Source organism: Geobacillus sp. B4113_201601, from assembly GCF_001587475.1.
Taxonomy (GTDB): domain Bacteria; phylum Bacillota; class Bacilli; order Bacillales; family Anoxybacillaceae; genus Geobacillus; species Geobacillus icigianus.
The window spans coordinates 178,307-204,526 of record NZ_LQYX01000035.1 but is presented as its reverse complement, the minus strand read 5'-3'; the positions used below and the strand labels follow the sequence as shown (position 1 = coordinate 204,526).

23 protein-coding genes and 1 pseudogene are annotated in these 26,220 nt (G+C 36.1%); 19 read left to right on the top strand and 5 right to left on the bottom strand.

Annotated features, from left to right (window positions below):
- Window positions 1–13 precede the first annotated feature (13 nt).
- The 12 genes and pseudogenes from B4113_RS05510 to B4113_RS05455 all read left to right on the top strand — a co-directional run bounded on the left by B4113_RS05510 (window position 14) and on the right by B4113_RS05455 (window position 11,788).
- Entirely contained in the window at window positions 14–1,060 is a 1,047-nt protein-coding gene (locus B4113_RS05510; protein ID WP_011230086.1) for an NAD(P)/FAD-dependent oxidoreductase, read from the top strand.
- 325 nt (window positions 1,061–1,385) lie between these two features.
- Window positions 1,386–2,738 (top strand): Nramp family divalent metal transporter, encoded by a 1,353-nt coding sequence (locus tag B4113_RS05505; RefSeq protein WP_082799299.1) that lies wholly within the window; start codon window positions 1,386–1,388, stop codon window positions 2,736–2,738.
- Window positions 2,739–2,961: 223 nt separating this feature from the next.
- Window positions 2,962–3,330 (top strand): metalloregulator ArsR/SmtB family transcription factor, encoded by a 369-nt coding sequence (locus tag B4113_RS05500; RefSeq protein ID WP_015863926.1) that lies wholly within the window; start codon window positions 2,962–2,964, stop codon window positions 3,328–3,330.
- Complete coding sequence (locus B4113_RS05495) at window positions 3,323–5,461, top strand: heavy metal translocating P-type ATPase (protein ID WP_061912294.1); 2,139 nt, start codon at window positions 3,323–3,325, stop codon at window positions 5,459–5,461. The genes B4113_RS05500 and B4113_RS05495 overlap by 8 nt, the downstream gene beginning before the upstream one ends.
- A gap of 290 nt (window positions 5,462–5,751) precedes the next feature.
- Window positions 5,752–6,624 (top strand): DNA-binding protein, encoded by an 873-nt coding sequence (locus B4113_RS05490; RefSeq protein ID WP_011230090.1) that lies wholly within the window; start codon window positions 5,752–5,754, stop codon window positions 6,622–6,624.
- Window positions 6,625–7,044: 420 nt separating this feature from the next.
- Window positions 7,045–7,392, top strand: a complete 348-nt coding sequence (locus tag B4113_RS05485; RefSeq protein ID WP_011230091.1) for a metalloregulator ArsR/SmtB family transcription factor — start codon at window positions 7,045–7,047, stop codon at window positions 7,390–7,392.
- A 39-nt stretch (window positions 7,393–7,431) separates the two neighbouring features.
- Complete coding sequence (gene arsB, locus B4113_RS05480; protein WP_061912293.1) at window positions 7,432–8,493, top strand: ACR3 family arsenite efflux transporter; 1,062 nt, start codon at window positions 7,432–7,434, stop codon at window positions 8,491–8,493.
- 20 nt (window positions 8,494–8,513) lie between these two features.
- On the top strand, window positions 8,514–8,936 hold the full coding sequence (gene arsC, locus B4113_RS05475) for an arsenate reductase (thioredoxin) (RefSeq protein ID WP_011230093.1): 423 nt from the start codon (window positions 8,514–8,516) through the stop codon (window positions 8,934–8,936).
- Between the two features lie 148 nt (window positions 8,937–9,084).
- On the top strand, window positions 9,085–9,531 hold the full coding sequence (locus B4113_RS05470) for a MarR family winged helix-turn-helix transcriptional regulator (RefSeq protein ID WP_061912292.1): 447 nt from the start codon (window positions 9,085–9,087) through the stop codon (window positions 9,529–9,531).
- A gap of 109 nt (window positions 9,532–9,640) precedes the next feature.
- Window positions 9,641–10,361 (top strand): annotated as a pseudogene (locus B4113_RS05465) (permease).
- Between the two features lie 13 nt (window positions 10,362–10,374).
- The gene (locus tag B4113_RS05460; protein ID WP_011230096.1) at window positions 10,375–11,169 is read left to right on the top strand and encodes an arsenite methyltransferase; all 795 of its coding nucleotides are present in this window, start codon (window positions 10,375–10,377) and stop codon (window positions 11,167–11,169) included.
- A 127-nt stretch (window positions 11,170–11,296) separates the two neighbouring features.
- Complete coding sequence (locus B4113_RS05455) at window positions 11,297–11,788, top strand: GNAT family N-acetyltransferase (protein ID WP_061912291.1); 492 nt, start codon at window positions 11,297–11,299, stop codon at window positions 11,786–11,788.
- Window positions 11,789–12,017: 229 nt separating this feature from the next.
- Here the strand turns inward: B4113_RS05455 and recJ are convergent, their stop codons facing one another.
- The 3 genes from recJ to B4113_RS05440 are packed head-to-tail and all read right to left on the bottom strand — an operon-like array spanning window position 12,018 to window position 15,530.
- Window positions 12,018–13,679, bottom strand: coding sequence for a single-stranded-DNA-specific exonuclease RecJ (gene recJ / locus B4113_RS05450; protein ID WP_011230098.1), 1,662 nt, complete (start codon window positions 13,677–13,679; stop codon window positions 12,018–12,020).
- Window positions 13,660–14,061 (bottom strand): hypothetical protein, encoded by a 402-nt coding sequence (locus B4113_RS05445; protein WP_021322496.1) that lies wholly within the window; start codon window positions 14,059–14,061, stop codon window positions 13,660–13,662. Before B4113_RS05445 ends, recJ begins: the two co-directional genes overlap by 20 nt.
- Before the next feature lie 14 nt (window positions 14,062–14,075).
- Window positions 14,076–15,530 carry a recombinase family protein gene (locus tag B4113_RS05440; RefSeq protein ID WP_061912290.1) on the bottom strand — a complete coding sequence of 485 codons (1,455 nt, stop codon included), beginning with the start codon at window positions 15,528–15,530 and terminating at the stop codon, window positions 14,076–14,078.
- Window positions 15,531–15,661: 131 nt separating this feature from the next.
- On the opposite strand from B4113_RS05440, the gene B4113_RS05435 reads away from it, so the two are divergent.
- On the top strand, window positions 15,662–15,904 hold the full coding sequence (locus tag B4113_RS05435) for a hypothetical protein (RefSeq protein WP_025038995.1): 243 nt from the start codon (window positions 15,662–15,664) through the stop codon (window positions 15,902–15,904).
- 87 nt (window positions 15,905–15,991) lie between these two features.
- Here the strand turns inward: B4113_RS05435 and B4113_RS05430 are convergent, their stop codons facing one another.
- Window positions 15,992–16,339, bottom strand: coding sequence for a helix-turn-helix domain-containing protein (locus B4113_RS05430; RefSeq protein ID WP_020753785.1), 348 nt, complete (start codon window positions 16,337–16,339; stop codon window positions 15,992–15,994).
- A 164-nt stretch (window positions 16,340–16,503) separates the two neighbouring features.
- Between B4113_RS05430 and B4113_RS20065 the strand changes: the two genes are divergently transcribed.
- From B4113_RS20065 to B4113_RS05405, 6 genes are all read left to right on the top strand, one after another.
- Window positions 16,504–16,668, top strand: a complete 165-nt coding sequence (locus B4113_RS20065; protein ID WP_162924024.1) for a hypothetical protein — start codon at window positions 16,504–16,506, stop codon at window positions 16,666–16,668.
- A complete protein-coding gene (locus B4113_RS05425; protein WP_061912289.1) occupies window positions 16,665–18,176 on the top strand; it encodes a recombinase family protein in 1,512 nt (503 codons plus the stop codon). Before B4113_RS20065 ends, B4113_RS05425 begins: the two co-directional genes overlap by 4 nt.
- Window positions 18,163–19,683, top strand: a complete 1,521-nt coding sequence (locus tag B4113_RS05420) for a recombinase family protein (RefSeq protein ID WP_061912288.1) — start codon at window positions 18,163–18,165, stop codon at window positions 19,681–19,683. The genes B4113_RS05425 and B4113_RS05420 overlap by 14 nt, the downstream gene beginning before the upstream one ends.
- 937 nt (window positions 19,684–20,620) lie before the next feature.
- The gene (locus B4113_RS05415; protein ID WP_061912287.1) at window positions 20,621–22,594 is read left to right on the top strand and encodes an AAA family ATPase; all 1,974 of its coding nucleotides are present in this window, start codon (window positions 20,621–20,623) and stop codon (window positions 22,592–22,594) included.
- 2 nt (window positions 22,595–22,596) lie between these two features.
- Window positions 22,597–24,411, top strand: a complete 1,815-nt coding sequence (locus B4113_RS05410; protein ID WP_061912286.1) for an ATP-dependent helicase — start codon at window positions 22,597–22,599, stop codon at window positions 24,409–24,411.
- Between the two features lie 251 nt (window positions 24,412–24,662).
- Window positions 24,663–25,703: a type II toxin-antitoxin system PemK/MazF family toxin gene (locus B4113_RS05405; protein WP_061912285.1), complete on the top strand. Its 1,041-nt coding sequence runs from the start codon at window positions 24,663–24,665 to the stop codon at window positions 25,701–25,703.
- Between the two features lie 141 nt (window positions 25,704–25,844).
- Here B4113_RS05405 and B4113_RS05400 read toward each other — a convergent pair whose 3' ends face one another.
- The gene (locus B4113_RS05400; protein WP_061912284.1) at window positions 25,845–26,069 is read right to left on the bottom strand and encodes a hypothetical protein; all 225 of its coding nucleotides are present in this window, start codon (window positions 26,067–26,069) and stop codon (window positions 25,845–25,847) included.
- Window positions 26,070–26,220 lie beyond the last annotated feature (151 nt).

Below are 26,220 nucleotides of genomic sequence, written 5' to 3'. Positions count from 1 at the left end.
GAAAGGTGATAAAATGCAACACATCGTTGATGTTCTGGTTATCGGTGCTAGTCAGGCAGGACTAGCGATGGGATATTATCTGAAACAAAATAATATATTGTTTGCCATTGTTGGCAAGGAAAATCGAATCGGAGATGTTTGGAGAAACCGATATGATTCCTTAGTTCTTTTTACTCCTCGCTGGTTCAGTTCTTTGCCAGGAATGGCTTTAAAGGGTGACCCGAACGGATATCCAACCAAGGATGAAATTGCCGATTATTTAGAGGATTATGCTCAAAAATTTGAATTACCTATTCATCTGAACACAGAAGTCATTTCCCTTCAAAAAGAAGATGAGATTTTTAAAGTTACAACCAATAATGGTAATTATGTGGCAGAGAAAGTGGTTGTAGCAACGGGTCCTTTCCAAAAGCCATACATTCCACCATTTGCAGAAAGCTTATCCGATAAAGTGTATCAAGTGCATACATCCCGTTATTTGAATCCATCTCAATTACAAGAAGGCTCTGTTTTGGTAGTCGGTGCGGGAAATTCAGGGGCACAAATTGCTGTTGAATTGTCCGAAGACAGAGAAGTTTATTTATCTGTAGGTCATAAAATGAAGTTCTTTCCACTTGAAATAATGGGTAAAAGTATTTTCTGGTGGTTTAAAAAATTAGGTTTATTAAATGTCCATATCAACAGCTCGTTAGGTCAGTTTATCAGTAAGCAAAGTGACCCTATTTTCGGTAAAGAACTGAAACATTTAATACAAGAAGGCAAAATTAAAATTAAACCCAGAACAGAAAGTATTTTAGGAGATGTTATTTCTTTTGCAGATAACAGTCAAATTCAAGTTCAAAATGTCATTTGGGCAACTGGATTTTATTCTGATTACAGTTGGATTCAAATTCCGAATGTTTTAGACCATAGAGGAAAGCCCATTCACCAAAGAGGGGTAACTTCTGTGAAAGGATTGTACTTCTTGGGATTGCCGTGGCAGTATCGAAGGGGATCTGCTCTTATTGGAGGAGTGGGTGCCGATGCAGAGTATTTGATAAATGATATTTTAAACCATTGAAGGTGCTTGCAATGTTGTGGTTAGAACTTTTTATAGCCCTTCTAAGCTTAGCGTAAGTGGGAGAGTATTCATTCAAACATAAGCTTCAAATATCATTAAATGGTTTGAACAAGGTCAGTACCTTGTTCAATATTTTAGCGATCTTAAACTAACAAACGATAAAAGTTTCCATTGACTAAAAAAGTTTCTGATGTACAATTTATTTAGGCAACATTTTCTTTGCTCTTACATATATCTAATTCTAAGTTGTAGGAGCAAATTTTTTTACCCCAAAAGTTTCCTTAATGCAAAATATTTAGCGAAAACCAATCATGAGGTGATCATCATGAGTGAAAATAGAAAAAAACTGCCGTTAGTCGTTGAGGAAGGTTGGAGAAAGAAACGGACACAACCAACATTGCCCGAAGTATATAGAAGTTTGCGTATACCAAAAACGGGTTCTTGGATGAAAAAGTTTCTTGCGTTTGCTGGACCAGGATACTTAGTTGCCGTGGGGTATATGGACCCGGGAAACTGGGCGACTGATATCGCAGGAGGTTCCCAGTTCGGATACACGTTGCTTTCCGTTATTTTGCTTTCCAATTTAATGGCAATATTGCTTCAAGCATTGGCTGGCAAGTTGGGAATTGTAACGGGAAGGGATTTAGCCCAAGCTTGTCGCGACCATTACAGCAAGCCTGTAGCAATGATCTTATGGGTTTTATGCGAGTTGGCAATCGCAGCTTGTGATCTAGCCGAAGTGATCGGTTCGGCAATCGCTTTGAAATTGTTGTTTGGCATTCCGTTAATATATGGAGTGATTATTACAGCTCTGGATGTACTGGTCGTATTGCTATTACAGAATAAAGGGTTTCGTTATATTGAAACGTTGGTAATTGTTTTAATTCTAACCATTGGTGCTTGCTTTGTGACTGAAATCTTTCTTTCTAAGCCAGATGTAGGTGGCATATTGAAGGGATTTGTTCCAAGCCCAGAGATTATTAACAATCCATCCATGCTCTATATTGCAATCGGTATTTTAGGTGCAACCGTAATGCCTCATAATCTTTATCTGCATTCTTCCATTGTGCAGACACGTCAATACGAACAAACCAGCTCGGGTAAACGACAAGTGATCAAATATGCCACTTGGGATTCAACCATTGCACTCTTTTTCGCTTTATTTATTAATGCATCTATCCTTATTGTTTCTGCTGCTACATTCCATAAAGCAGGAATGAAAGATGTTGCGGAGATTGAAGATGCTTATCACTTGCTTGCTCCACTGCTTGGAACAACACTTGGAAGTATTTTATTTGGAGTTGCTTTGTTGGCTTCTGGTCAAAACTCCACATTAACAGGAACCTTAGCTGGTCAAATTGTGATGGAAGGTTTTCTAAACATTCGCCTTCCTGCTTGGTTAAGAAGGCTGATCACTCGATTGATTGCCATTGTCCCAGCCGTTGTTGTAACTGCTCTTTATGGCGAAAGCGGAACGGCTCAATTACTTATTTTGAGCCAAGTTATTCTTTCTTTACAGCTCTCTTTCGCGGTAGTGCCTCTCGTTCAATTCACTAGCGATAAAAAGAAAATGGGCGAGTTCGCAAATCCATTATGGTTGAAAGTTCTTGCTTGGATGGTAGCGATGGTGATTATCAGCTTAAACGCATATTTATTGTTCCAAACATTCTTTGGTTAAGAAATAGTAAACCTCATTATCTTTTTGCGGATAATGAGGTTTATTGTTTTTAGCTAATAGAATTTTTTGATGTAGCTAATTAAATGAAATGCCTGGTAAATATTAGGTTGATTTTTTACATCCAATTCTTTTTTGTTTTTCATTCAAATAAATGTTTGAATAATAAAAGAAATGAGGTATAATATATTCAAACGGAAATTTGAATATGAAAGGGGGATAATGAATGAGTAAGAAAGATACATGTGAAATTTATTGTTATGACGAAGAAAAAGTCAATCGAATACAAGGGGAATTGCAAAAAGAAGATATATCCAGTGTTGTCCTGTTGTTTAAAGCACTGGCAGATGAAAATAGGGCAAAAATTGCCTATTCACTTTGCCAAGATGAAGAGTTATGTGTATGTGATATTGCCAATATCATTGGGGCTTCTGTTGCAACCACTTCCCATCATTTACGGACTCTTTATAAACAAGGGATTGTAAAGTATCGAAAAGAAGGAAAGCTAGCATTTTATTCGCTGGATGATGACCATATTAAGCAGTTAATCATGATTGCGTTAGCACATGAGAAAGAGGTGAAAGTCCATGTCTGAACAACAAGCAAAATTATCTAAATCAGAAGTGAAAACCTACCGTGTTCAAGGATTTACTTGTGCAAACTGTGCAGCAAAGTTTGAAAATAACGTAAAAGCATTGCCAGGTGTTCAAGATGCTAAAGTAAACTTTGGAGCATCTAAAATTACCGTTTGGGGTACAACAACCATCGAAGAATTAGAAAAAGCAGGAGCTTTTGAAAACTTAAAGGTTCGGGAAGATAAAGAAAAATCAGTCAAGCGTGAACCTTTTTGGAAGCAAAAAGAGAACATTAAAGTGTATATTTCCGCCGTTTTGCTTGTGATCAGTTGGTTTTTAGGGAAGCAATACGGAGAAGAGCATATCTTTGCGACAATTGGATATGCTGCAGCAATTTTAATCGGTGGATATTCGTTATTTATAAAAGGTTTCAAAAACCTAGTTCGATTGAATTTTGATATGAATACGCTGATGACAGTGGCGATTTTAGGAGCTGCAGCGATTGGTGAATGGGGAGAAGGTGCAACGGTTGTTATTCTATTCGCCATTAGCGAAGCCTTAGAGCGTTATTCCATGGATAAAGCTCGTCAATCCATTGAATCGTTGATGGATATTGCTCCAAAAGAAGCATTAATTCGTCGCGGAAATGAAGAAATGATGGTCCCTGTTGACGATATTCAAGTCGGGGATATTATGATCGTAAAGCCTGGTCAGAAATTAGCGATGGATGGAATCGTCATCAAGGGTACATCTACGCTAAATCAGGCTGCCATTACGGGAGAAAGTGTTCCAGTAACCAAAACAGTCGGTGATGAAGTCTTTGCAGGAACATTGAATGAAGAAGGGTTATTGGAAGTAAAAGTGACAAAACGAGTGGAAGATACAACTCTTTCGAAAATCATCCATTTAGTGGAAGAAGCTCAAGCAGAACGAGCACCTTCTCAAGCGTTTGTAGATCGTTTTGCCAAATACTATACACCAGCCATTATCATTTTTGCTCTTTTACTAGCCGTTATTCCTCCATTATTTATGGGTGCTGATTGGAGCGAATGGATTTATCGAGGTCTAGCTGTATTAGTGGTTGGTTGTCCGTGTGCGTTGGTTATTTCCACGCCTGTTTCGATTGTAACTGCCATTGGAAATGCAGCGAAAAACGGTGTGTTAATTAAAGGTGGTATTTATTTAGAGGAAGCAGGAAACTTAAAAGTGATTGCTTTTGATAAAACAGGAACATTAACAAAAGGTATTCCTTCCGTCACCGATGTAGTCACTTATAATGGCGATGAAAATGAACTAATGACCATTACAGCAGCCATTGAAAAAGGCTCACAACATCCACTTGCTTCCGCCATTATAAGAAAAGCAGAAGAAGATGGATTGAATTTTAATGATGTATCGGTTGAAGAATTCCAATCCATTACAGGTAAAGGGGTCAAAGCCAAAGTAAATAACGCAATGTATTATGTCGGAAGTCCAGGTCTTTTTGAAGAACTTCTTCCAAATGGCATCCAATCAGAAATAAAAGAACAAATTACAACCCTTCAAATACAAGGGAAAACGGTCATGGCATTAGGAACGGAAAAAGAAATTCTGGCGTTAATTGCCGTGGCAGACGAAATAAGAGAATCATCCAAAGAGGTTATTCGAAAACTTCATCAAGTGGGTATTGAAAAAACGGTGATGCTGACGGGAGATAACCAAAGAACAGCCGAAGCCATCGGAAAACAAGTCGGTGTTTCCGATATTAAAGCCGATTTACTTCCAGAAGATAAACTGAATTTCATCAAAGAGCTTCGCGACAAGTATCGAAGTGTTGCGATGGTTGGAGATGGTGTGAACGATGCACCAGCTCTTGCAGCTTCAACCGTTGGTGTGGCAATGGGTGGTGCTGGAACCGATACAGCCCTTGAAACAGCCGATATTGCTTTAATGTCTGATGATTTAAGTAAATTGCCATATACGATTAAATTGAGCCGCAAGGCTTTAGCAATTATTAAGCAAAACATTACCTTCTCTTTGGGCATTAAGGTGCTGGCGTTATTGTTAATTGTACCTGGTTGGTTAACGTTATGGTTAGCGATATTTGCGGATATGGGAGCAACATTAATCGTAACATTAAACAGCATGCGATTGCTAAATGTGAAAGAATAATGCAATAGTTGAAGAAGACACACAAAAAGACCGAATTTATTTCGGTCTTTTTGTGTGGTTTAAAAATCAACATTGAAATTTAACAAAGCCCTGATTAAAAACAGTCAAAACTAACAAAACAAATGACCTAAATTTTAGAGATCTTAATTAATTAAATGGGATTTTAATAAAAATGCTTGGCGCTTAAAGCCAAGCATTTCTTATTTTCCTAAAATTACTTAGGTAATGTCATAGGTATAACATTACCAACATATTTTTATTTTAAATAATTTTGAGCGGGGGAGAAGGAGATGGAAGTATATAATGTTCACCAAGCACTAAAAATACTTCAGGAATATTACATTACTGACTCAATTCAAATGGTTACTCGTTGGATCAGAGAAGGAAAGATTAAAGCAGAACGTTCGGCAAATCGAAAGGAGGGTTGGCGAATTTATCACGATGATTTATTCGAGTTTATTGAAGAACAGAGACCAGGTTTGCCTGAAGTAATGGGAGTTTATGAATGGTATGTAGAAAACTCTTTTTCAATGTTGGCGAATGACCATCGTGAAAAGCATAATAAATTGGATTCTGAAGAAGTTAAAGGTGATAGCACTCACTCGGAAGAATTAATGAAACAGCTCATGGAGGAGAAGAATCAATTAGAAAATCAACTCATTAATATGCAGGATGAGTTGAACTTGGTTTACGAGCAAATCACTGAATTAACGGTTAAAGTTCAAAAACTGGAAGAAGAAAATGCTTTTTTAATCGGTTTATATGAGCAAATGGATGAGATGTATCAAGAATTAGAAAAGAAAAATCAACAAGAAAGTAGTAATGAAACACCAAAAACAATGGAACGCAAATTAAAGAAAGAGATGTCTATTGAAGATTTTAAAATGATTTTCGAAAAAGTGATCAAGGGATACAAAAGTGAAACAATAAACTACATACAGCAAGAAAATAAACTAATCAACGAAATATATACGTTGTTTTTCAATGAAGATGGAGAGTTAAAAAACGAGGTTATTGATGATGGAGAATATATTTGTCCATTGACTAAGAAGAAGTATAAAAAAAATTTAAGATCCATGCTTAAAAACGCGATCCGAACCAAATTAGAACAAATCCTGAATTCAGTTGACGAAACAGTGTTAGCTAACGACTCGAGTCGTTAGTCTTTTTTACTTATCAAATAAATAAGGATTTGAAATGGAGTTAACAAACGAACCGAAACAAATAAAAGAAATTTATGACGAGGAGGAGAATCTCTCGTTCTGAAGAATAACAACAAATGGAGACAAGATAAGGCAAGTTTACTTCCGAATTTCACACTTTCGTTTGAATTTGTAAAGATTATGTTAAAGTCGTTTTTTTCTCTTGTTTTATATAAGTATGTAGTTATATACTTATTAAAGGGAAGAGTAAGTATGGTTATACTACCATATCCATTTCGTGGATATGAAAGATGTGACATCATTATTTAGTGTGAGAGGAACAAAATTGCAAATAAAGGGATTTAGGAGTATCATATTTCATTTTCGCTCATATATATAAGTAAATAACTATATAATCATAAAAGAATAGGAGGTGTTTCCATGCAAAAGACAGTAGTGGAAATAGAAAAAGCATCACACGTTTTAAAGTTGCTTGGTGATAAAACACGTTTAACGATCATGGCAATTTTAAAACAACGTGAGTGTTGTGTATGCGAGCTTCTTGAGGTGTTTGACATGAGTCAGCCGGCTATTAGTCAGCATCTTCGCAAGTTAAAAGATGCAGGATTAGTAAAAGAAGATAAGAGGGGACAGTGGATTTATTATTCCCTCAATTCACAAAATGAGTTATATGATTTCATCCAAGATATTCTGCAACATATTCCAGATCAAACAGAGAATATTCGTAAGATTGAGGAAACCAACCCTACGCTCCGTTGCGGTTGTTAACCTACTAATCTACTAATTTAAATTATTAGGGGGGAAAAAATGAATAATACGGGGAAAAAACGTCTATCGTTTTTGGATCGATACCTCACGCTTTGGATTTTCCTTGCTATGGCAGCAGGAATTGGCTTAGGATTTGTCTTTCCAGGCTTTGTAGACGGAATGAACAGTTTGCAGGTAGGGACCACATCAATTCCAATTGCGATTGGCTTAATTTTAATGATGTATCCTCCGTTAGCAAAAGTTCGTTATGAGGAGATTGGGCGCGTCTTTAAAGATGTGAAAGTATTAGTGTTATCGCTCGTACAAAACTGGATTATTGGACCGATTCTTATGTTTTTGTTGGCGATCATATTCTTACCGGATAAACCGGAATACATGGTCGGACTCATCATGATCGGTCTGGCACGTTGTATTGCGATGGTGATTGTCTGGAATGATTTAGCGAAAGGAGACAGGGAGTACGCAGCTGGATTGGTGGCGTTTAACTCTGTATTCCAAATGCTATTTTACTCTGTTTATGCGTATGTGTTTGTGACGATCATTCCAGAATGGTTAGGACTAGAAGGTGCTGTCGTTAATATTACAATGATGGAAGTCGCTAAGTCGGTGTTCATTTACTTAGGAATTCCGTTTCTTGGCGGAATGTTGACGCGCTTTTTGTTGGTAAAAGCAAAGGGCAGACAATGGTATGAAAAAGTATTTATTCCAAAAATCAGCCCGATTACATTGATTTCTTTGTTGTTTACGATTATCGTCATGTTCTCTTTAAAAGGAGACGTCATTGTAAGCTTGCCGTTGGATGTAGTGAGAGTTGCCATTCCATTGTTGATTTACTTTGTGTTGATGTTCTTCGTTTCCTTCTTCTTAGGGAGGAAATTTGGAGCGAGCTACCCTGTAACCACAACACTTGCCTTTACAGCCGGCAGTAATAACTTTGAGTTAGCGATTGCCGTAGCTGTTGGCGTGTTTGGGATCCATTCTGGTGCAGCATTTGCAGCTGTTATTGGACCACTGGTGGAAGTGCCTGTCATGATTGCGTTAGTCAACGTGGCACTATGGTTTCAACGAAAATACTTTAAAACAGAATCAGTATCATACTAACAACAGAGGTGGAAGGAAACATGAAAAACAAAAAGATCATTTACTTCTTATGCACAGGTAACTCTTGCCGCAGCCAAATGGCAGAAGGATGGGCAAAAAAATATCTTGGCGACGAGTGGGAAGTGTACAGCGCCGGTATTGAAGCGCATGGACTAAATCCAAACGCGGTAAAAGTCATGAAAGAAGTAGGAATTGATATTTCGAACCAGACATCGGATATCATTGATCCGGAAATTTTAAATAAAGCGGATTTGGTAGTAACATTATGTGGTCATGCAGCGGACCATTGTCCAGTAACCCCACCAAATGTGAAACGTGTTCATTGGGGATTTGATGATCCGGCAAAGGCGGAAGGAACGGAGGAGGAAAAATTAGCTGTATTCCGTCGTGTTCGCGATGAAATCGGCGCGCGCATCAAAAAATTTGCTGAAACAGGCGAATAAGACTAAATGACAGCCGAGAAGAATCTTCTCGGCTGATTTTACAGGAGGGGAAATCATGATAAAAATTGGTGAAATTTTATTCTATTTTCTAAATTAAAAAGTTGCAATATGCAAATAATGTGATATAAATAATTATAGAGGTGAAAAAATGGAAAACATTAGAGAGTTGTTTCAAGTGATGACACGTCGTTTTGGATTGCTAAATAAAAATTGCTGTTCGATTGATGATGTAGATATTTCTCTCGTTCAAAGCCATATTCTTTATGAAATTGACAAAAGAGAACATCCCTCCATGCAACAAGTGGCTGAAGCATTAGGAATGGATATTACCACGTTCAGCAGACAGATTCAAAATTTAGTGAAAAAGGGATTAGTAAAAAAAACGCCGCTTCCTGAAGATCGAAGAGTATACACGTTATCGTTAACCACCGAAGGAAAGTTTATCGCAACAACCATTGATCGAGAAATAAATCGATATCTAGAAGAAGTGTTTTCACATATGACGGAATTTGAGAAAGAAACCGTGATTCGTTCGATTAAATTGTTGAATGAGTGTATGGCAAAATCAAGTGTATGTTATAAACCGTTATTTTGAGGCAAGTATATCTAGGCTTGCCTGTTTGTTAAACATATAGTTGTAATTTGCAAATAAAATAAGGAGAGATAATCAATGAGCATAGCGATTTTTCAAGACTTTCTCTTATATTGCGTTAGAATTAACTCTTTTGTTTTTGGCTATTTCGTTCGTCATTCACTTTTCAGTAAGGATATATTCCTTATGATAAAATGCAAAGTTTGTTAACAAAGCGCCATCCGTTATTCGGAGCATTGGTTGCTGTCGCGTTTGCGTTTTGCTCATGTTCTACGATCCCAGTTGTCGTATCGCTTTTAAACCAGAAGGTCCGTTTCGGTATTGTGATGATTTTTCTCTTTGATTCTCCTGTGCTCGATCCAATCATATTGACACTCATGGCTGCGACACTCGGAGTAAAAAAAGGAGAAGTAGAGATCGGAAAGAAACGAAACATGAGAGAAGCTTTACAGGAGACCTTTCACTTAATAAAAACGGTTTATCCATATTTGCTTTTGGGTGCAGGCATTGAAGCCATTATTCATGGTGCTGTACTGACAGAATGGATTTCAACCTATATGGGGGGTGATAAGTGGTGGCTTGTTCCACTTGCAGCAATCATCGGAATTCCTTTGTATATCCGCCTTTTCACGATGATTCCCATTTCACAAATGTTGATTGCAAAAGGCATGGCATTAGGACCTGTTATGGCGCCGATGGTTAGCTCAGCAGGGGCAAGCTTACCGGAGATCACATGATTACACAGTATCTTTAGAAAGAAGCTGGTCTTTGCGTTTGTAGGTTCTGTCATGACGATGGCAACGTTATCAGGATTTTTATTCTATATCATTTAAGGAGTGATAACTTATGAATCACGTTAATAACGATCAAATCCGGCAAAATGTCCGCAGCCGCTATAAGCAAATTGCGCTGCAGGAAGTAAATTCTAGAAGCTGTTGTTCAGACTCTTCCGGATGTTGTGGTACACCTAATGAGGTATCAGCAAAACTAGGATACTCGGATGAGGAATTATCTGCCGTGCCAGAAGGAGCTAATCTTGGACTTGGTTGCGGCAACCCGCTAGCAATTGCGGAATTGAACCCCGGAGATGTGGTGTTGGATCTTGGTTGTGGTGCCGGTTTCGATTGCTTTTTAGCTGCTCGTCAGGTCGGAGAAACCGGGCGCGTCATTGGTGTGGATATGACACCAGAAATGATCAGCAAAGCACGCAACAATGCTGCCAAGGGTGGCTTTACCAATACTGAATTTCGGTTAGGAGAAATCGAATATTTACCGGTGGCAGATGGTTCGGTGGATGTCATTATTTCCAATTGCGTCATTAATCTTTCTCCAGATAAGCCCCAGGTGTTCAAGGAAGCCTATCGTGTGCTGAAACCAGGAGGGCGCCTTGTCATTTCCGACGTTGTGGCGACGGCAGAACTTCCATCGGAAATCAAAAACAATATGGATGTCTTGTATTCGGGCTGCGTATCAGGAGCAGCATCGATTGGTGAACTGGAATCCATGTTACAACAGAGTGGATTCACACAGATCACCATTGAACCAAAAGATGAATCGAAGGAGTTTATCAAAGATTGGGTGCCTGGAGCGAACATCGAGGATTACATTGTTTCTGCGATCATTAAAGCAATGAAACCTTAAAAAATGTGGTGTAACAGATCGGAACTCGTTGGGGAAGAAAAGCGTGAGTGTTGCTAATGTTACATGGAAAAGGCATTAGGCGATTCCTAGTGCCTTTTCTGTATGAAAATAAGGAGGGATTTTTCATATGAACATTCGTAGCTTTCGCAAAGAGGATTGGATGCAAGTGAGGGAAATTTACGAGCAAGGAATTGCGACAGGACAAGCAACGTTTGAAACGACAGCACCATCGTTTGAAAAATGGGAATCGACCATTGCCGCAAATTTATGTTTGGTCGCTGAAAACGAAGAAGGCATTCAAGGCTGGTGTAAGATAAGTAAAGTATCGGATCGCTGCGTGTATGAAGGGGTGGGAGAGGTGAGTGTGTATGTTCGAGATGTGAGTCGGGGAAAAGGAGTGGGAAAAAAACTTCTACAAGCTATGATCAAAGAATCCGAGGCAAAAGGATTTTGGACATTAACAGCAGGGATTTTCCCTGAAAACATACCAAGTTTACGTTTACATCAAAGTGTTGGATTTCGTGAAGTTGGTATCCGACAACGTATAGGAAAGTTAAATGGGGTATGGCGTGATGTGGTATTGCTTGAGCGTCGCAGTCCAGTTGTAGGTATAGACTGATTATGAATTTTATATTATGTAATCACTTTGTATATATAAAAGTGGCAGATTATTCTCGGATTCATAGCGAACCAAAATAAATCTGCCACTAGAGTTAGATCCAAATACAATTGTGTTATTTCCATATACCATTCTGTCAATGTACAGCCCCTCGTTGTGGGTTATGTCCTCCTCTGCAAAAAACAGTATATTTTGTTAATTGTATTTAACTTTTTCCAAGGCTCTTTTGTTATTGGATGAAACGAAGATCATGAATTAAAAAATCTTTTTTTATCGGACAGCTAGGAGTGTAAAGACATTCAGCTAACGATTGTTGTTGGAGTTTGTTTGCCATTGCTCCTTTAAAGAAGGCAATGGCTTTTTTATCATTTGTTATTAATTTTAAATGTTCATTGTTTTTTCCGAATACTTGGAATTGCTTGATTACCAGCGGTGAGCAATAAAACAACGGCTTTGGAAATGACATTCCGAATGGTTCTAAAACGCCTAAGTCATCAAAAATATGCATAGGGAACTGATGTAAGGGAATTGTACTAATATATTTTAATTTTGGAGTTAGTGGCGGTTCGTCTAAGGCTGCTAGTTGAATCGCTTCTCTAAAAGCATGAATATGATCAAAATCGGGTTTAATCGAAAAACCAGCAGCGGCTCGATGACCACCGTATTTGGTTAAGAAATGGGAGCATTTCTTAATCACATTAATCATGGAAAAATCCGTCGCATTTACACTTCTGGCAGAACCGGCTCCTGTCAAGGAAATCACAATCGCTGGCTTTTTGAATTTATTGGCTATTTTTGCAGCAATGAGACCGATAATTCCGCTGTGAAAATCATCGCAAACAACAATAACATTTTGTTTGTACCATTGATTTTGAATAATTTGTTCCTCAATACGTTGGAATTGTTCTTTTGTCATTTGTTGCCGCTTTTTATTTAAAGTAATTAATGAATAAAGATCGGCTTTTGCACATAAAGGGTTGACTAGGATATCCACAGCTTGGTTTGGATCACCAATTCGTCCCGACGAGTTAAAAATCGGTCCAATTTGAAAGCTAATGGTGGAACTATCGACATATTTAATTCGTAACATCTCAAAGAGTTTTTTTAATACAGGGGTTGGTGTATAGTTCATTTTTTGCAATCCAAGTTTACAAATAATACGATTTTCTCCTTTGAGAGGCATTAGATCCGCAATCGTACCTAACGTGGCAAACTCAATAAATTCGTAAACATGTTTATCCCAAGGAATTTTTCCTGCCATAAATAGTGCCTGTACGACTTTTAAAGCGACTCCCGCACCTGCCAGATGCGGGAAAGGATAAGTGTTGTCATGACGCTTTGGATTAATAAACGCATAACAGTCGGGATGCGGACCTAAAACTTCGTGATGATCCGTAACAATGACATCCATGCCTCTTCTTTTTGCCACTTCCATGGCAGGGTGGGCACTTGATCCATTGTCTACTGTAATAATTAAAGTGGTGTCTTCCGGAACTTTTTCCATTGCTTTCGGGGACAAACCGTACCCTTCACTGCGAAGTGGCAATCGATAATGGACATCTGCTTTAAATTTCTTTAAAGCTTTGTACAGGATAGCCGTTGCTGTCATTCCATCTACATCATAATCACCATAAATGAAAATCTTTTCTTTTTGCGTCAAGGCTTTAATAATGCGTATAATCGCTTTTTTCATGTCATTCATCAGAAATGGATCATGAAAATCATCTATGGTCGGAAATATGAATCGTGATACTTTTTCGCAATTGTCGATGCCGTGAATAAACAAGTGGTGCATCAGTACCGGTTCGATATCAAACTGTCTTGCCATATAGGTGATCAAAGCTTTATTGGGATGTTTTTCTAGTGATGTATCAAACGGTACCCAATCCATACTTACCGTCCTCTCGTGAGTTGTAAAACCAAACATATTTTTTGGCTTGAAAAACGTTTAATGTTTGAAAAAATCGGTCGGATGGGATGTTTTTTGTTCCGTAGTATTCTTGATAAAAAAACGCAAGGTACTCTAGAGGACGGTTATATGTTAAATACTCTCTGTAAAAATTAATTGGCATCGGGAATGCGTTCTCGTATTCAATTCCTCCTTTTGACAACACAAAATACAACTCGAATGGCGTGTCGATTTCAAGCGAACTCATCACTTCTTTATAAAAAATGACACCCGAATTTTTGTAAGAGATCAGTTCTTTTTTTAGATGAAGCAGATTCTGAAATTGATTAGTATCGAGCAATTGGCGTAAGGTGATCGGTTTCATGCTGTCAACTCCATTTACTGAATGTTTAATACGATTTCAATATCCTTTTCATCAAGTAAAATCACTTTTTCAACAATCGTTTTAATTAATGATTTTGCTTCCGGGACTGGTAAAACATCGATTGCATCGATCACATTGTTCATTTTTTCTTTCACCATTGCCTCAAGCTTTTTTACATCCACCGAAGAAGCATTTTCCGTTTTTTGAACTTCTGCAATGATTTGTTCCATCCGCTTTTTTTCTTCATTTAAATCTTCTAATTCAATGAGTCCTGCAGTGTACGCTTCCACTTTTCGTTTATAACGGTTTTTAGCGGTTCGAATTTTTTGCTCGATTGTGCTCTCTTCGTTTTCAGCAGCCTTTTGAATAAGATGAGGAATCATTTGGGAGTTAATCGAATCGGCTAACTTTAATAACCCATGTTTAAACCATGATTCCACATCGTCAGCGCGGTACTGTTTGCTTGTACACGTTCCTTTGTTTTTGTTAGCGGAACAACGGTAAACGCGATAGCGATTTTTCGCTGAACCTGACCAACCAATGCTCATTCCTGAACCACATCTGCCGCATTTTAATAGTCCACCAAGCAAATGCGGACTTGTCTGTGCTCGAGGTGCCATTTGTTTTTTATTTACTCTTTTTTGTACTTGTTCCCATGTAGCTTGATCAATAATAGCTGGACAAGCGTCTTCAAGGACAACCCAATCAGCGTCATCTTTTTTTACCCGCTTCGATTTACTGGAATCCATGCGGTTCCAAACCAGGGTTCCTTTATATACGGGATTCGTAAGCATTAGTTTAATAGCCCGAATCGACCATTCTTTTTTCTGACGAGAAGGTATTCCTTCTTCATTTAGCTTTTTAGCAATCGCATAGTAGCCGAGCCCTTTATTAAGGTACCAATCATAAACGTTTCGAACGATTTGTGCTTCCGGTTCATAAATAACCAACTCTTTATTCTGTAACCGATAACCGTAAGGGCTTTGTGTTAACCATTTTCCTTGTCTGGCTGCGTGCAGCATGTTTTCAAAAACACGTTCCCGAATTCGTTCTCGTTCAAACTCAGCAACCGCACCTAAAACCTGTAAGGTGAGACGACCGGATGGAGTATTGGTGTCAAACGATTCACTAATCGAAATAAATGAAACGTTATGCTCCTGGAACATATCAATTAATTTCAAAAGATCCAATAGTCGTCGGCTCAAACGGTCCAATTTCGTGACTAATATTTTTGAAATCGTACCTTTTTTTACTTCCTGTAATAAACGGTTTAACTCCGGACGATCAAGATTTTTAGCAGAATAACCGTCATCTATAAAAAGTAGTGGTTCCTCATTCCAACCCATTGCCCGGCAGTAAGCTTTTAACCGTTCTTGTTGTTCATCGAGCGAAACCCCTTCCCGAGCTTGTTCGTCCGTAGAAACGCGGCAATATAAAGCAATCGATCTTTCTTGAAAAGTGTCTTTCATACAGATTGCCTCCAACTCTGTTTGTCCATATCCCATATATATGTTTGGATGAAGCAAACAATGAGTTTGAACGATTAACAGGGTTGTCCTATCCCATTCTTCGCATATGTATGAGCAAAGGGGGAATACCGATGGAAGATGTGAAAGTCCGCTTCTCCGTAAATAGCAGTTTAGGAAAATTTTCATTTGACGACATCCACGATCTTCATAGCCACCCTGTTGCTCAAATGATCCAAGAAAAAATGGTTGCATGGGAACAGAAGTTTAAGGGAAGCGCAATTCATCACTTATTGCATAAAGAAATCGGTCAGGAACAAGCAAAACAGATTCAAGTTGCCTTCCAACAAAAAGAGAGCCAACCGGTCGATGGTTAGGCTCTCCTTTTTTGTTAATTTTATTCATTATTATGAACAGATGTTTATTATTATGAATAAAATTACCAAAATTTGTTCATCATAAAATTAGCGAGTGGAGTTTTCATTCAAAAACAAATGAACTCCTCGCTCCAGTGTGGAAAGGAGGTAATCAGCAATTTCTGGGTGCTTTTGTTCCAATTCCTTTAGTTGTCGCATGACATGTTGGATCCGAATATCGAATTCGCTATCAGTGGAATGTGTTGTTTCAACAGGAAGGAGTGAGAGTTCTTCTTGAAGTTTTTCGAGAAGTGAAAGCTGAATGGTGTCTGTTTTACCCGTTTCTAAATTGCTGAGATAAGCGGGAGAAACATTTAAACGTTCAGCGAAAGCATTTAAACTGATTCCTTTTTGTTTTCTTAGCACACGAATTCGTTCTCCTATATGTTGCAACATATTCGAATTCCTCCGTAAAAATGGCTAGACGCATGTATTTTCAAAGAAATACAAGTTTGGTTAGAAACAAAGGCTTTATTGTATTTCAACATTCATCCAAAAAAATCCTGTTTGTAAGCTTAAGTTTTAGGAAAACATCATAAATTTTTTGAGGAGAGATAGGAATGAAAGGAAAAATCCCAAAAGTAACTTGCCAAGTCGTTTCTATTCAATATGTTCATGATCCAGAGGCAGCGGAAAAGTGGTTTGACTTGTACACAGATATTATTTTGAAGCAAATACAGAACAGACAAGAAACGAAAAGGGAGTTGGAGGTGTTGGATGATTGAAAACGGTTGCTTATTACCGCAACTCGATTAGCAAAGAAAAGCAGAAGTTATCCATTGAAATGCAAATGCAGCATGTGCGTGAGGTAGCAGCAAAAAACCGTTTATTGATCGATGATGAGTTTATGGATCGAGAAACGTCCGCCAGAAAAAAGAAAATGGAAGAGAGAAAGGGCATGGCGCAGCTAATCGAAGAAATAAAAAAGGGGCGCGTAAAAAATTTAATTGTGTACAGCCGTTGCCGTTTGGCACGGAATGTACAACAGTATATGAGTTTATATGATTTACTAAGGCAGCATAAGATAAATGTCATTTTCGCAGCGGACTTTGAATTTCCTATGATGTATACGGCGGAGGCTGAATTAATTGAACGGATTGTCGCCGCCATGAACCAGGAAGATGCTGAAAAATTGGTTCAAAAATTGCAAGATTCTAAAGTAACTGTAGCAAGAGAAGGAAAACATGCTGGGGGACGTATTCCATTTGGGTATCGATCACCCCGAGAGGATCCTGAAGAGGATAAGGAGGAGTCTGATTGGATTTTAGTTGGAGAGGAAGTAAAGACAATCCAAAAAGTTTATGATTTATTTTTGCAAGAAGATTTTAGTTCCCTCACAAAATTTGTAAAGATAGTAAACGAATTGGGACTGCGCTTTAAAGATAATAAGGAATGGAACTATTCTAATATGCAAAACGTTCTTACAAACCCTATTTACAAAGGAAAAAGAATATCTCACATAAAGGGAGAAGAAATTGAAAAAGATGTGCCGCATCTTAAGATTGTCGATGAAACAGTATGGGAAAACGTTCAAAAGAAAATGAGTAAGGTTGTAAAGAGACGCAAAAAATCAAAAGAAAATCAAATAGAAAACCATGTATTTTTATTAAAAGAACTTGTTTATTGTGATGAATGTAATCAAGTAATGCATGGCAAGCCACATCAATTAAAGGGTGAAACGTTTTTAGTGTATAAATGTAAAAACCATTCCAAAGTGCGAGCATCAAAAGATTGGTTAGAAAACACAGTTATTGAACATGCGAATGAGTTCTTTAACCAAATTATTCATACGCAATTTGCGGAGGTTATTGAGAAAATATACAAGGGAGAAACGAAGGGATATATCGAAGCCATTAAGCAAATTGATCGTGAACTTAAACAGTTAGAGGAAAGAATGGTGCAGAGAGTGGAGCACGCTCTGGCAAAGGAAGAAGAACTTCAATTAGACAAGTCGATATTACAGATGTTAAAGAAATATGAACAAAGCTTGTTTGTTAAATCCGAATTAGAATACAGGATTTTCGAAATGAACGAAAAGTTTAAGACGATACATGATTGGAAACAGGAATCATCGTTGAAAATGATTGATCCGGACATGGAAGACGATCAAAAAATAGAATTGCTGCAGGACATTATCTCTCGTGTTCGGGTCAGTAAAGAGAAAATTGAAATTATTTTCCGTCATCCATTATTTACAGGATTGGAGGGAAGGGAAGAAATTGGACTTATCTAAGATTTTGACACCAGGCATGAAAGGGGTTTTTTATGGTCGGCATTCCACGCATAAGCAGACAATGGAAACACAGCGTCGTAGCGCCTATGATTTAGCCGAAAAATATCAGTGTACAATTGTGGAGGAAATTCTGGACGAGGGAGTGTCTTCACGAAAAAAAGATCGTGAAGGATATAAGAGATTGATTGCTGCAGCTTATGAAAAGAAATTTGACTTCGTTATTATCTACTCACATTCCCGCATTGCACGCATACCTGAAGAACATGATCTGATACGCGCAACGATGCATATATTAGATATCCCAATCATCGAAAGTGAAACAGAAAGTTTATATGATTTTGGCGACACCATTTTTAGAGCGATTAAAGATGGAGTAGCCAAATATGAGCTGGATAAAATCCGGATCAATACAAAAAATGCAATTGAAACGTTGGCGAAAAATGGACGATGGACAGGTGGCAGAGCTCCGTTTGGGTATCAGTATACTTCCAAAAAGGAAGGAGGAACCGAAAAGTTTGATATAGTGGAAGCTGAAATAGAATTGGTGAAAAAAGTGTTTGAGTTATATAAAAATCATCATGGTTTTTCATCTATTGCCAAACAGCTTCCTGAAAACAGTTATCGTGGAAAAGCATGGACTAAAGACCACGTGAAAAACATCATTACGAATCCCTTTTATGCAGGTTATATCGCAATCAGAAGAAAACACGAAAAGAAACACAATGCGTTAAAAGACAGAAGTGAGTGGATAATGAAAAAAAGTCCACTTATTCCGGCGGTTTTAACGATTGAAGAATGGGAATATTGCTGGAATCTATACAAAACAAAGAACGAGAGAAAAATTCCACCGAAACACTTTAAAACATCTTTTCTGTTAACAGGTTTGTTAAAGTGCCAAAATTGTAATGGGGGGTTAATTGGAAAAGATCAGCGAACGACGAGCAACCAGGGAAAAGTATATGGAAAGAAAGTGTATTTATGCAAATCATGCAATTATAAAATAGATGCAGATGATGCACATCAAACGGTATTAAAAGTATTCAAAAGTTATCAAGGTATAGATACGGAGAAACTGATCTCGGCTGTTCAGGAAAAAGTGGAAACAGAAATTAGCAGCATCATGAAAAGTATTGAGGATTTAAAAGTGTCATGGCAAACAGAAAAACGAAAACTCCAGCTTTGCGATATTGAAATTGAAAAAGCCTTTAAAAGGGAGGAAGAAAAGGAACCTCACATCAAAATATTGATCATTACAAAAGATCGAATCCTAAACAAAGTTCATCAAATTGAACGTTGGATTGAGGAAAAAGAGGCAAAAATGAAATTCTTAGAAGGGGTTCAAAAAAATGAAAATTTAATTAAAGATCATTTAAAACAATTTCAGGCGCCTGTCTCTAGTTGCAATGAAGATATGCGAGCATTGTTCCTGTATTTATTTGAAGAAATCATGGTTAATAAAAAAGGACATTTGCAATGTAAACTACGCTTCAATTTAGATGATAAATGATACAAAAATCTCCTCATTTGCAGGAGATTTTTTATTTATGTAATAACATATCTCGGTGATTAGGTGCATATATTGGTAGGTAAAGCAATTTTTCTCGGTAATTAAGGGTAGGACCCGATCGGAATTAACCCCAAATTACCGATATTGATACGACTGAAATTCAAGAAAAACCTTTGATTTCAAGGGACAAGCTGGGGTTTGTCCTAATTTTATTATGGACAAGAAAGTCCTTTTTTAAAAGTTCTCGGTTATTTGGATAGAGGAGATTTGTAAACTCGGTAATTAGGTTGGTTAAGTATTACTGTTACATCTTATCGATCCAATGTCAAAGATGATTAGACCAACTGCGTTGAAGAATATGTTAGTGCAATACCGTGTCAATGCTTAAAACTGAATAATGAGAATTAGAAAAAGAAATCGAAACTAAACAACAAGATCCAATTCTATTCTCATTACAACTTTAAACAAGGAGGAGAGAACTTCCTTGTTTTTTAGCGACTAAAATAAAGTTACATCACTAATGTTATGATCATAAATTTACCTTGATTCAAAATTAGATTAGGCGAACAAGCAAAATTGTTCGGTTTTGGAGTAGTAACAAGGAAAATCTAAGAATTTGCAGTTCGGTAAGGAGATAGTTCAGTGATCCCTCAACTATCCCTTTGCCGAACTAAGTGGGACAAAAAGAAGGCTTGTCCCCTTTGGTATCAAGGAGTTTCGAACTCTTTGTAATTTCGTGAATTCACGTTCGTGATCGGAAGTTCGGTGTCGGGGTAGTAATGGAAGTAAAGGAGTTCGGTAATGTAGTGTTTACTCTAGTAAATTTATGTATGTAATCTTGGCTTATTTTATTAGTCTAGGTAAATATTACTTTTTTTTCTAAATGAGTTTATAATTACTGTTAGTTAGAGGTTGAATTTTTGAGGAGGGAAAGACGATGAATTCTCCATACATTTCGAGGGTAAAAATAAAGAATTTTAGAAATTTCCAAAGTGTAGATATTTCTTTAAGTCATAAACAAGTCATTATTGGTGAAAATAATGTAGGGAAAACCAATTTTTTAAAAGCAATTCAGCTAATATTAGACCCAACACTATCCGATGAAGATCGTTATTTGACTGAATCAGATTTTTATGAGGGTATCGAAAATCCTATGGAAAAAGGTGAAGAAATTGAAATAGTTATAGAAATTCGCGGGTTCGAACATAACAAAAATATTTTGTCAGTTTTATCAGATGCTACTGTTTCTGACGCTCCACCAACGTTAAGATTAACTTACCGCTATTATCCTGTTGAAAAAGAGGATGGAACTAAAGATTATGAATACATCATTTTTCAAGGAGATAAACCTGATAAAATTTTCAAACATAGCCATCGAAAATATCTTAATATGAGGATTATTAATGCAATTCGTGATGTGGAGAGCGAATTGAGAAATTCACGAAAATCTCCTATTAACCAGCTACTTAAACAATATGAAATTGACAAAACAGAACTTAAAGAGCTTGCTGAGAAGCTTAAACAGAAAAGTGATGAAGTTTTAACATTAGATGAAATAAAAGATTTAACTAATAAAATTAATACACGGTTCAAAAAAATTATTGGTGTTCAACCAGATTCAATTGTATCGTTGGAAACGATTGATATCGATCCAAATCGCATTTTAAATACCCTTAAACTAATGATGGGAGATAAAAAAAGACCTACAAGCGAGACTAGTTTAGGAATAAACAATATATTGTATATTGCATTAATTCTTTTGCAATTAGAGGATAGAACAATACCAACGTTTTTAAAAAAAGAAAAATTTGAAGAACTATCCAAAAAAGAGGGAAGAGAAATCCTTATTTCTTCTTACGAAGAAAATGGGAACGGCAATTATTTTTTAAAAAGTGACTTATCGAATGATGAGATAAAACAACTATATTCTTTTATGGATACATATAACCCGGTTAATCAAGGATTTACCATTTTAGCTATTGAAGAGCCAGAAGCACATCTTCACCCTACATTACAGAGAATTATCTACAAGGACGTTATGCATGGAAATTCTTCGGTTCTTATGACGACACATTCACCACATATTACTTCAGTTGCTCCGATTGACTCAATTGTACATATGCGCTGGACAAGTAGTGGAACAAAAGTTTATACCAGTTCAAATATTAACCTTACTTCCTTAGAAAAAAGGGATCTTGAGAGATATCTTGATGTTAAACGTGGCGAAATATATTTTGGTAAAGGTGTTATATTAGTTGAGGGGATTGCGGAAGAGTATTTAATACCGAGATTTGCTGAATTAATGGGAAAACCTTTAGATCAAAAAGGAATTGTAGTATGTAACATTAACTGTACTAATTTTAAACCTTATGTGAAATTTTTGGATGTATTAGGAATCCCTTATGTTGTAATTACAGACGGTGATTATTATGTAATGAAGGAAGATGCAAAAAAAGAATATCATGTTTTACATGATGGAAGTCATAAGTCCTATGGATTTTTAGGGCTTGAGAAAATTGCTGAATTAATCATAGATTTACAAAAGATTGAACAAAGTCAACTCCCTTCTTGCTTAAAAAAACAAAGGGATGCATTTAGCGAGAAAGGATTTTTTGTTGGAAACTACACTTTAGAAGTAGATATTATGGAGAAAAGTCAAAGTAATCAAGATGCTAAGAAAATAATCTGTGAAGTATTTAATGAGTTGACTACTGGTGGCGATAAACAAAAAAGAAACTTTGCAGAAGAGTTAGATCAAGGAGAGTATTTTAAATGCTTAAGAAAAATTGAAGATAATATTGGAAAAGGGCGTTTTGCACAACGGTTATCTAGTATATGTATAAAGGAACAAATTCCAGATTATATAAAGAACGCAATTGATGAAATTTATAAAAGAGTGAGTGAGATTTAACAATGGATTTATTTAAGGAAAAACTGAATCAAATTAAAAAAGATAAAGATCAATACGAAGCTTTTTTATCAGAAAATAATACTGTCGTTATTGCAGGACCAGGTAGTGGCAAGACAACAGTATTGACTTTAAAAATAATGAAATTATTAATGGAAGAAATTAAACCTCCGCGAGGATTAGCTTGCGTTACATTCAGTAGGGCAGCTGCAAAAGAATTCAAAGATCGCTTAAATGACTTAGGATATCAGAAACGAGAGAATGTTTTTTTGGGTACAGTCCATTCGTTCTGTATTTCGGAAATTATTTCTCCGTTCGCTCACTTATACAATTACGATATACCATTACCTATAAAGATTGTAGCTGAAAAAAAGAAGAAATCTCTTTTTAAAAAAATAATTCAGGACTTTCAATTAGAAAACACAAATATAAGAATTGAAGATATGGACAAGGAAAGAACACTTAACATAAAAGGGATTAGTGAGGTGGAAATTCCTACATATGATCTCGCTTTAAAAGTGGCTATTGAGTATGAAAAACGTCTTCATGCTGAAGGTTTTGTTGATTTTGTTGACATTGTAAAATATGCCACCTTACTAATTCAAAATCATGAATATGTAAGAAGGTGTTTGGAAGCAAAATTTCCTTGGATACTAATTGATGAGTATCAAGATCTTGGAAAACCACTTCATGAGATGGTACTTTCCCTGTTGAAGAATACAAATATAAAATTCTTTGCGGTAGGGGATCCTGATCAATCTATACATAGTTATAATGGAGCAATTCCTGATTACTTAAATGAATTATATGGTTTACCAAATATCAATAAAGTGAGATTGAAAACTAATTATAGAAGTAATCAAGATATTATTGATGCTTCAGAATTAGCACTTGGAGATAAGCGAGAGTATAAGGCTGGAGCAAGGTTAAACGAAAATGCCGAATTTCATTTTATTACATGTGAAGAAGAAATGTATGATCAATATGTTAAAGTTGCAAAAGAAATAATCCCTTCCTGCATGAAAGCTGGAATACCTTTAGAGGAAATAGCGATTATGGTTGGTTATAATAACCAAGCAAAAGAGCTTGGAGCTATTCTGAGTCGCGAGGGAATTCCGTATTATATAACAAAGTTTGAATTTCAACGGACTGATGTAGTTATGTGGCTAGAACGTTGCGCTTTATGGTGTATAGATAAAAGCAAAGAATCATTCGATGATTTAGTTGAATTTTGGATTCATCTTAATAGACAGCATCAGAAATTTATCATTACAAATGAATTGATTTTTTTTAGAAGAAAATTATTTGATGTTTTAACTTCAAGCATAAAGCACAACCATTGCTTAAGCAAATGGTTAACATTTGTGATTCATAACCTTGAACTGTTATCGCTCTTAAAAGATTCTCATATTTATCCTGATGAAGTTGATAATCTAAAGCAATTAATCAAAACATCTACTAAAGGTGAATTCTCTAATTACAATTTGGATAAATTTAGTAAATTAGGAAAGCCGGAAGATCAGGTGACTATTACTACAAGGCATGGCTCAAAAGGATTGGAATTTGAGGTGGTTATTTTGTTGGGGATGGAGGATGATCACTTTCCGTCATATAAAAATAAACGAGATCCAAGGAAATTAAGCGAAGACCGCAGAGTGTTTTTTGTTTGTATCAGTCGAGCAAAACGAGTTTGTTATCTTTTAAGATCTAAAAAATATACAAAGGAAACTCAATACGGAATAAAGACATTTAATTATAAGCCTTCTGAATTTTGGGAGATATTGTATTCCAAATATGGTGAAAAAGTTCCTAGTTCGTAGGTTTATCTTAATTTTTTTTGTACGCTGAATAGATATTTTGTCATCTAAGTATTTTACTTTTATTTGTTATAGTTAAAAAAACAGCAAACGTTGTCTTTGGTCATTGGCTCACTTGTCTTCCAAATTAATGTTTGTAATGGGGAGTTTGGTGATAACGGATTTATTTTTAATAAATTTATGCTTGTAAAATTAATTAAATCTAATTATTATGTTAAAATTTATACCGTCTTAATTTAGGGGGGGGTAAATGTATGATTAAAAATATATTGAAGGAAGTAGAAAGTTCTAGATGTTCTACATATTTATCAACAGAGAATCAAGAAAGTTTAAAAAAAATTGTTTCGGATACAACAATGTTAAATGTGCTAGAAAAAATTTCAGTAGATAATGACTTGACTAGGATAGTTGATAAGATTATAAATGACAGAAATTTTAATGAAATAGTAAAACAAGCAGATTTAGTAAAAGATGAATATAGACCAATTCATAAACAAACCCTTACTAAAGATATGATTCTAGAAAGAATTATTCGTTTTATTAACTGTTCTTTACAAACAGATGAAGTTAATGACCCAATGGTACCTACTGAATATAAGCATCCATTAGTTTCTGGACAGGTTGTCAAAGTATTATTTTCTGGGGTTGGAAGTGAAATCGATAATGAGCATTTTGCTATAGTGTGGGAGACTAAGTCCAATCGAGATCAAGTTGTAGTTATTCCTACTACGAGTCTCAAACCAACGACAAGGGAAACTAAAAACTTTTTTAATATCGGTAAGATTCCTCCATTTAGTAAACAGACAGTAGTGAGTCTTGAACAGTTAACCTGTGTAAGCCGGAAAAGAATAGTGGAATACCTTTTTAATGACGGAAGGGGTAATATGGTACAGGCAATAATAAACCAAGATCAAAGGCGCAGAATTGAAGATGGATTCAGGGTAACCCTGTTAAGACAAAAAACACTTTTAGACGAGTTAATTAATCAGAGAAAAGATTATGTACCTGAATTTATCAATTACAGTGTACAAGTAAAACATTTACATCGACCAATAAGAAATGTGAGTTTTGACAGTTCTAAACTTATTACAAAATATCAATTATTTAATGACCTTAATCAATATGAAATAAAATGGCATAGAACAAAGTTAAATAGGAGTGACAGAAAAAAAATGTTGAAGTCTTGGGCATATTCAATAGCAGAGATTGATCCAATTAGTAAATCGGTTATTAAGGATCGAGATACAAAACAACAAGAGCTCTACAGACAACTTTTGGGTACAAAAATAATTTAAAAAATGTTGACATTCAGTAATTAATGTTATAAGATTTAAGTAGAAATAACTCTGCTGGTGGATCCGGCATAAAATATTACATAATTTTAGCCTGTGGATCGGGTAACTAAAAACTAAAAGGGACTCATTTTTGAGTCCTTTTTAGTTTATTATTATGTCTTCATCAAAAAAATCCTTGTCTGAAACTTCATTTATATAGAAATTTAAGGTGTTTCCACAATGTGAACATCTGTTTTTGTATCGGTTATTCAATAATTGGATAGTTTTTTGAGCTGCATCTAAAGAAAGTGCCTGAACAACAAATTTATACTTATTATTAGCACAGTTGATATTTCCACAGCCAACAACGATGTTATATCTTGACATCTTGAATACCCCTCTTTTATTTATTATTTACTTTACCTCTTATTTAGAAATATATTCTTCGGTTACATGTATATGAAAACTGATTTTTTGATTAGTTAAAGGTTAGGGGTTTTTGGTATATGGTTTTAAAGAATTTAATTGAGCATACACT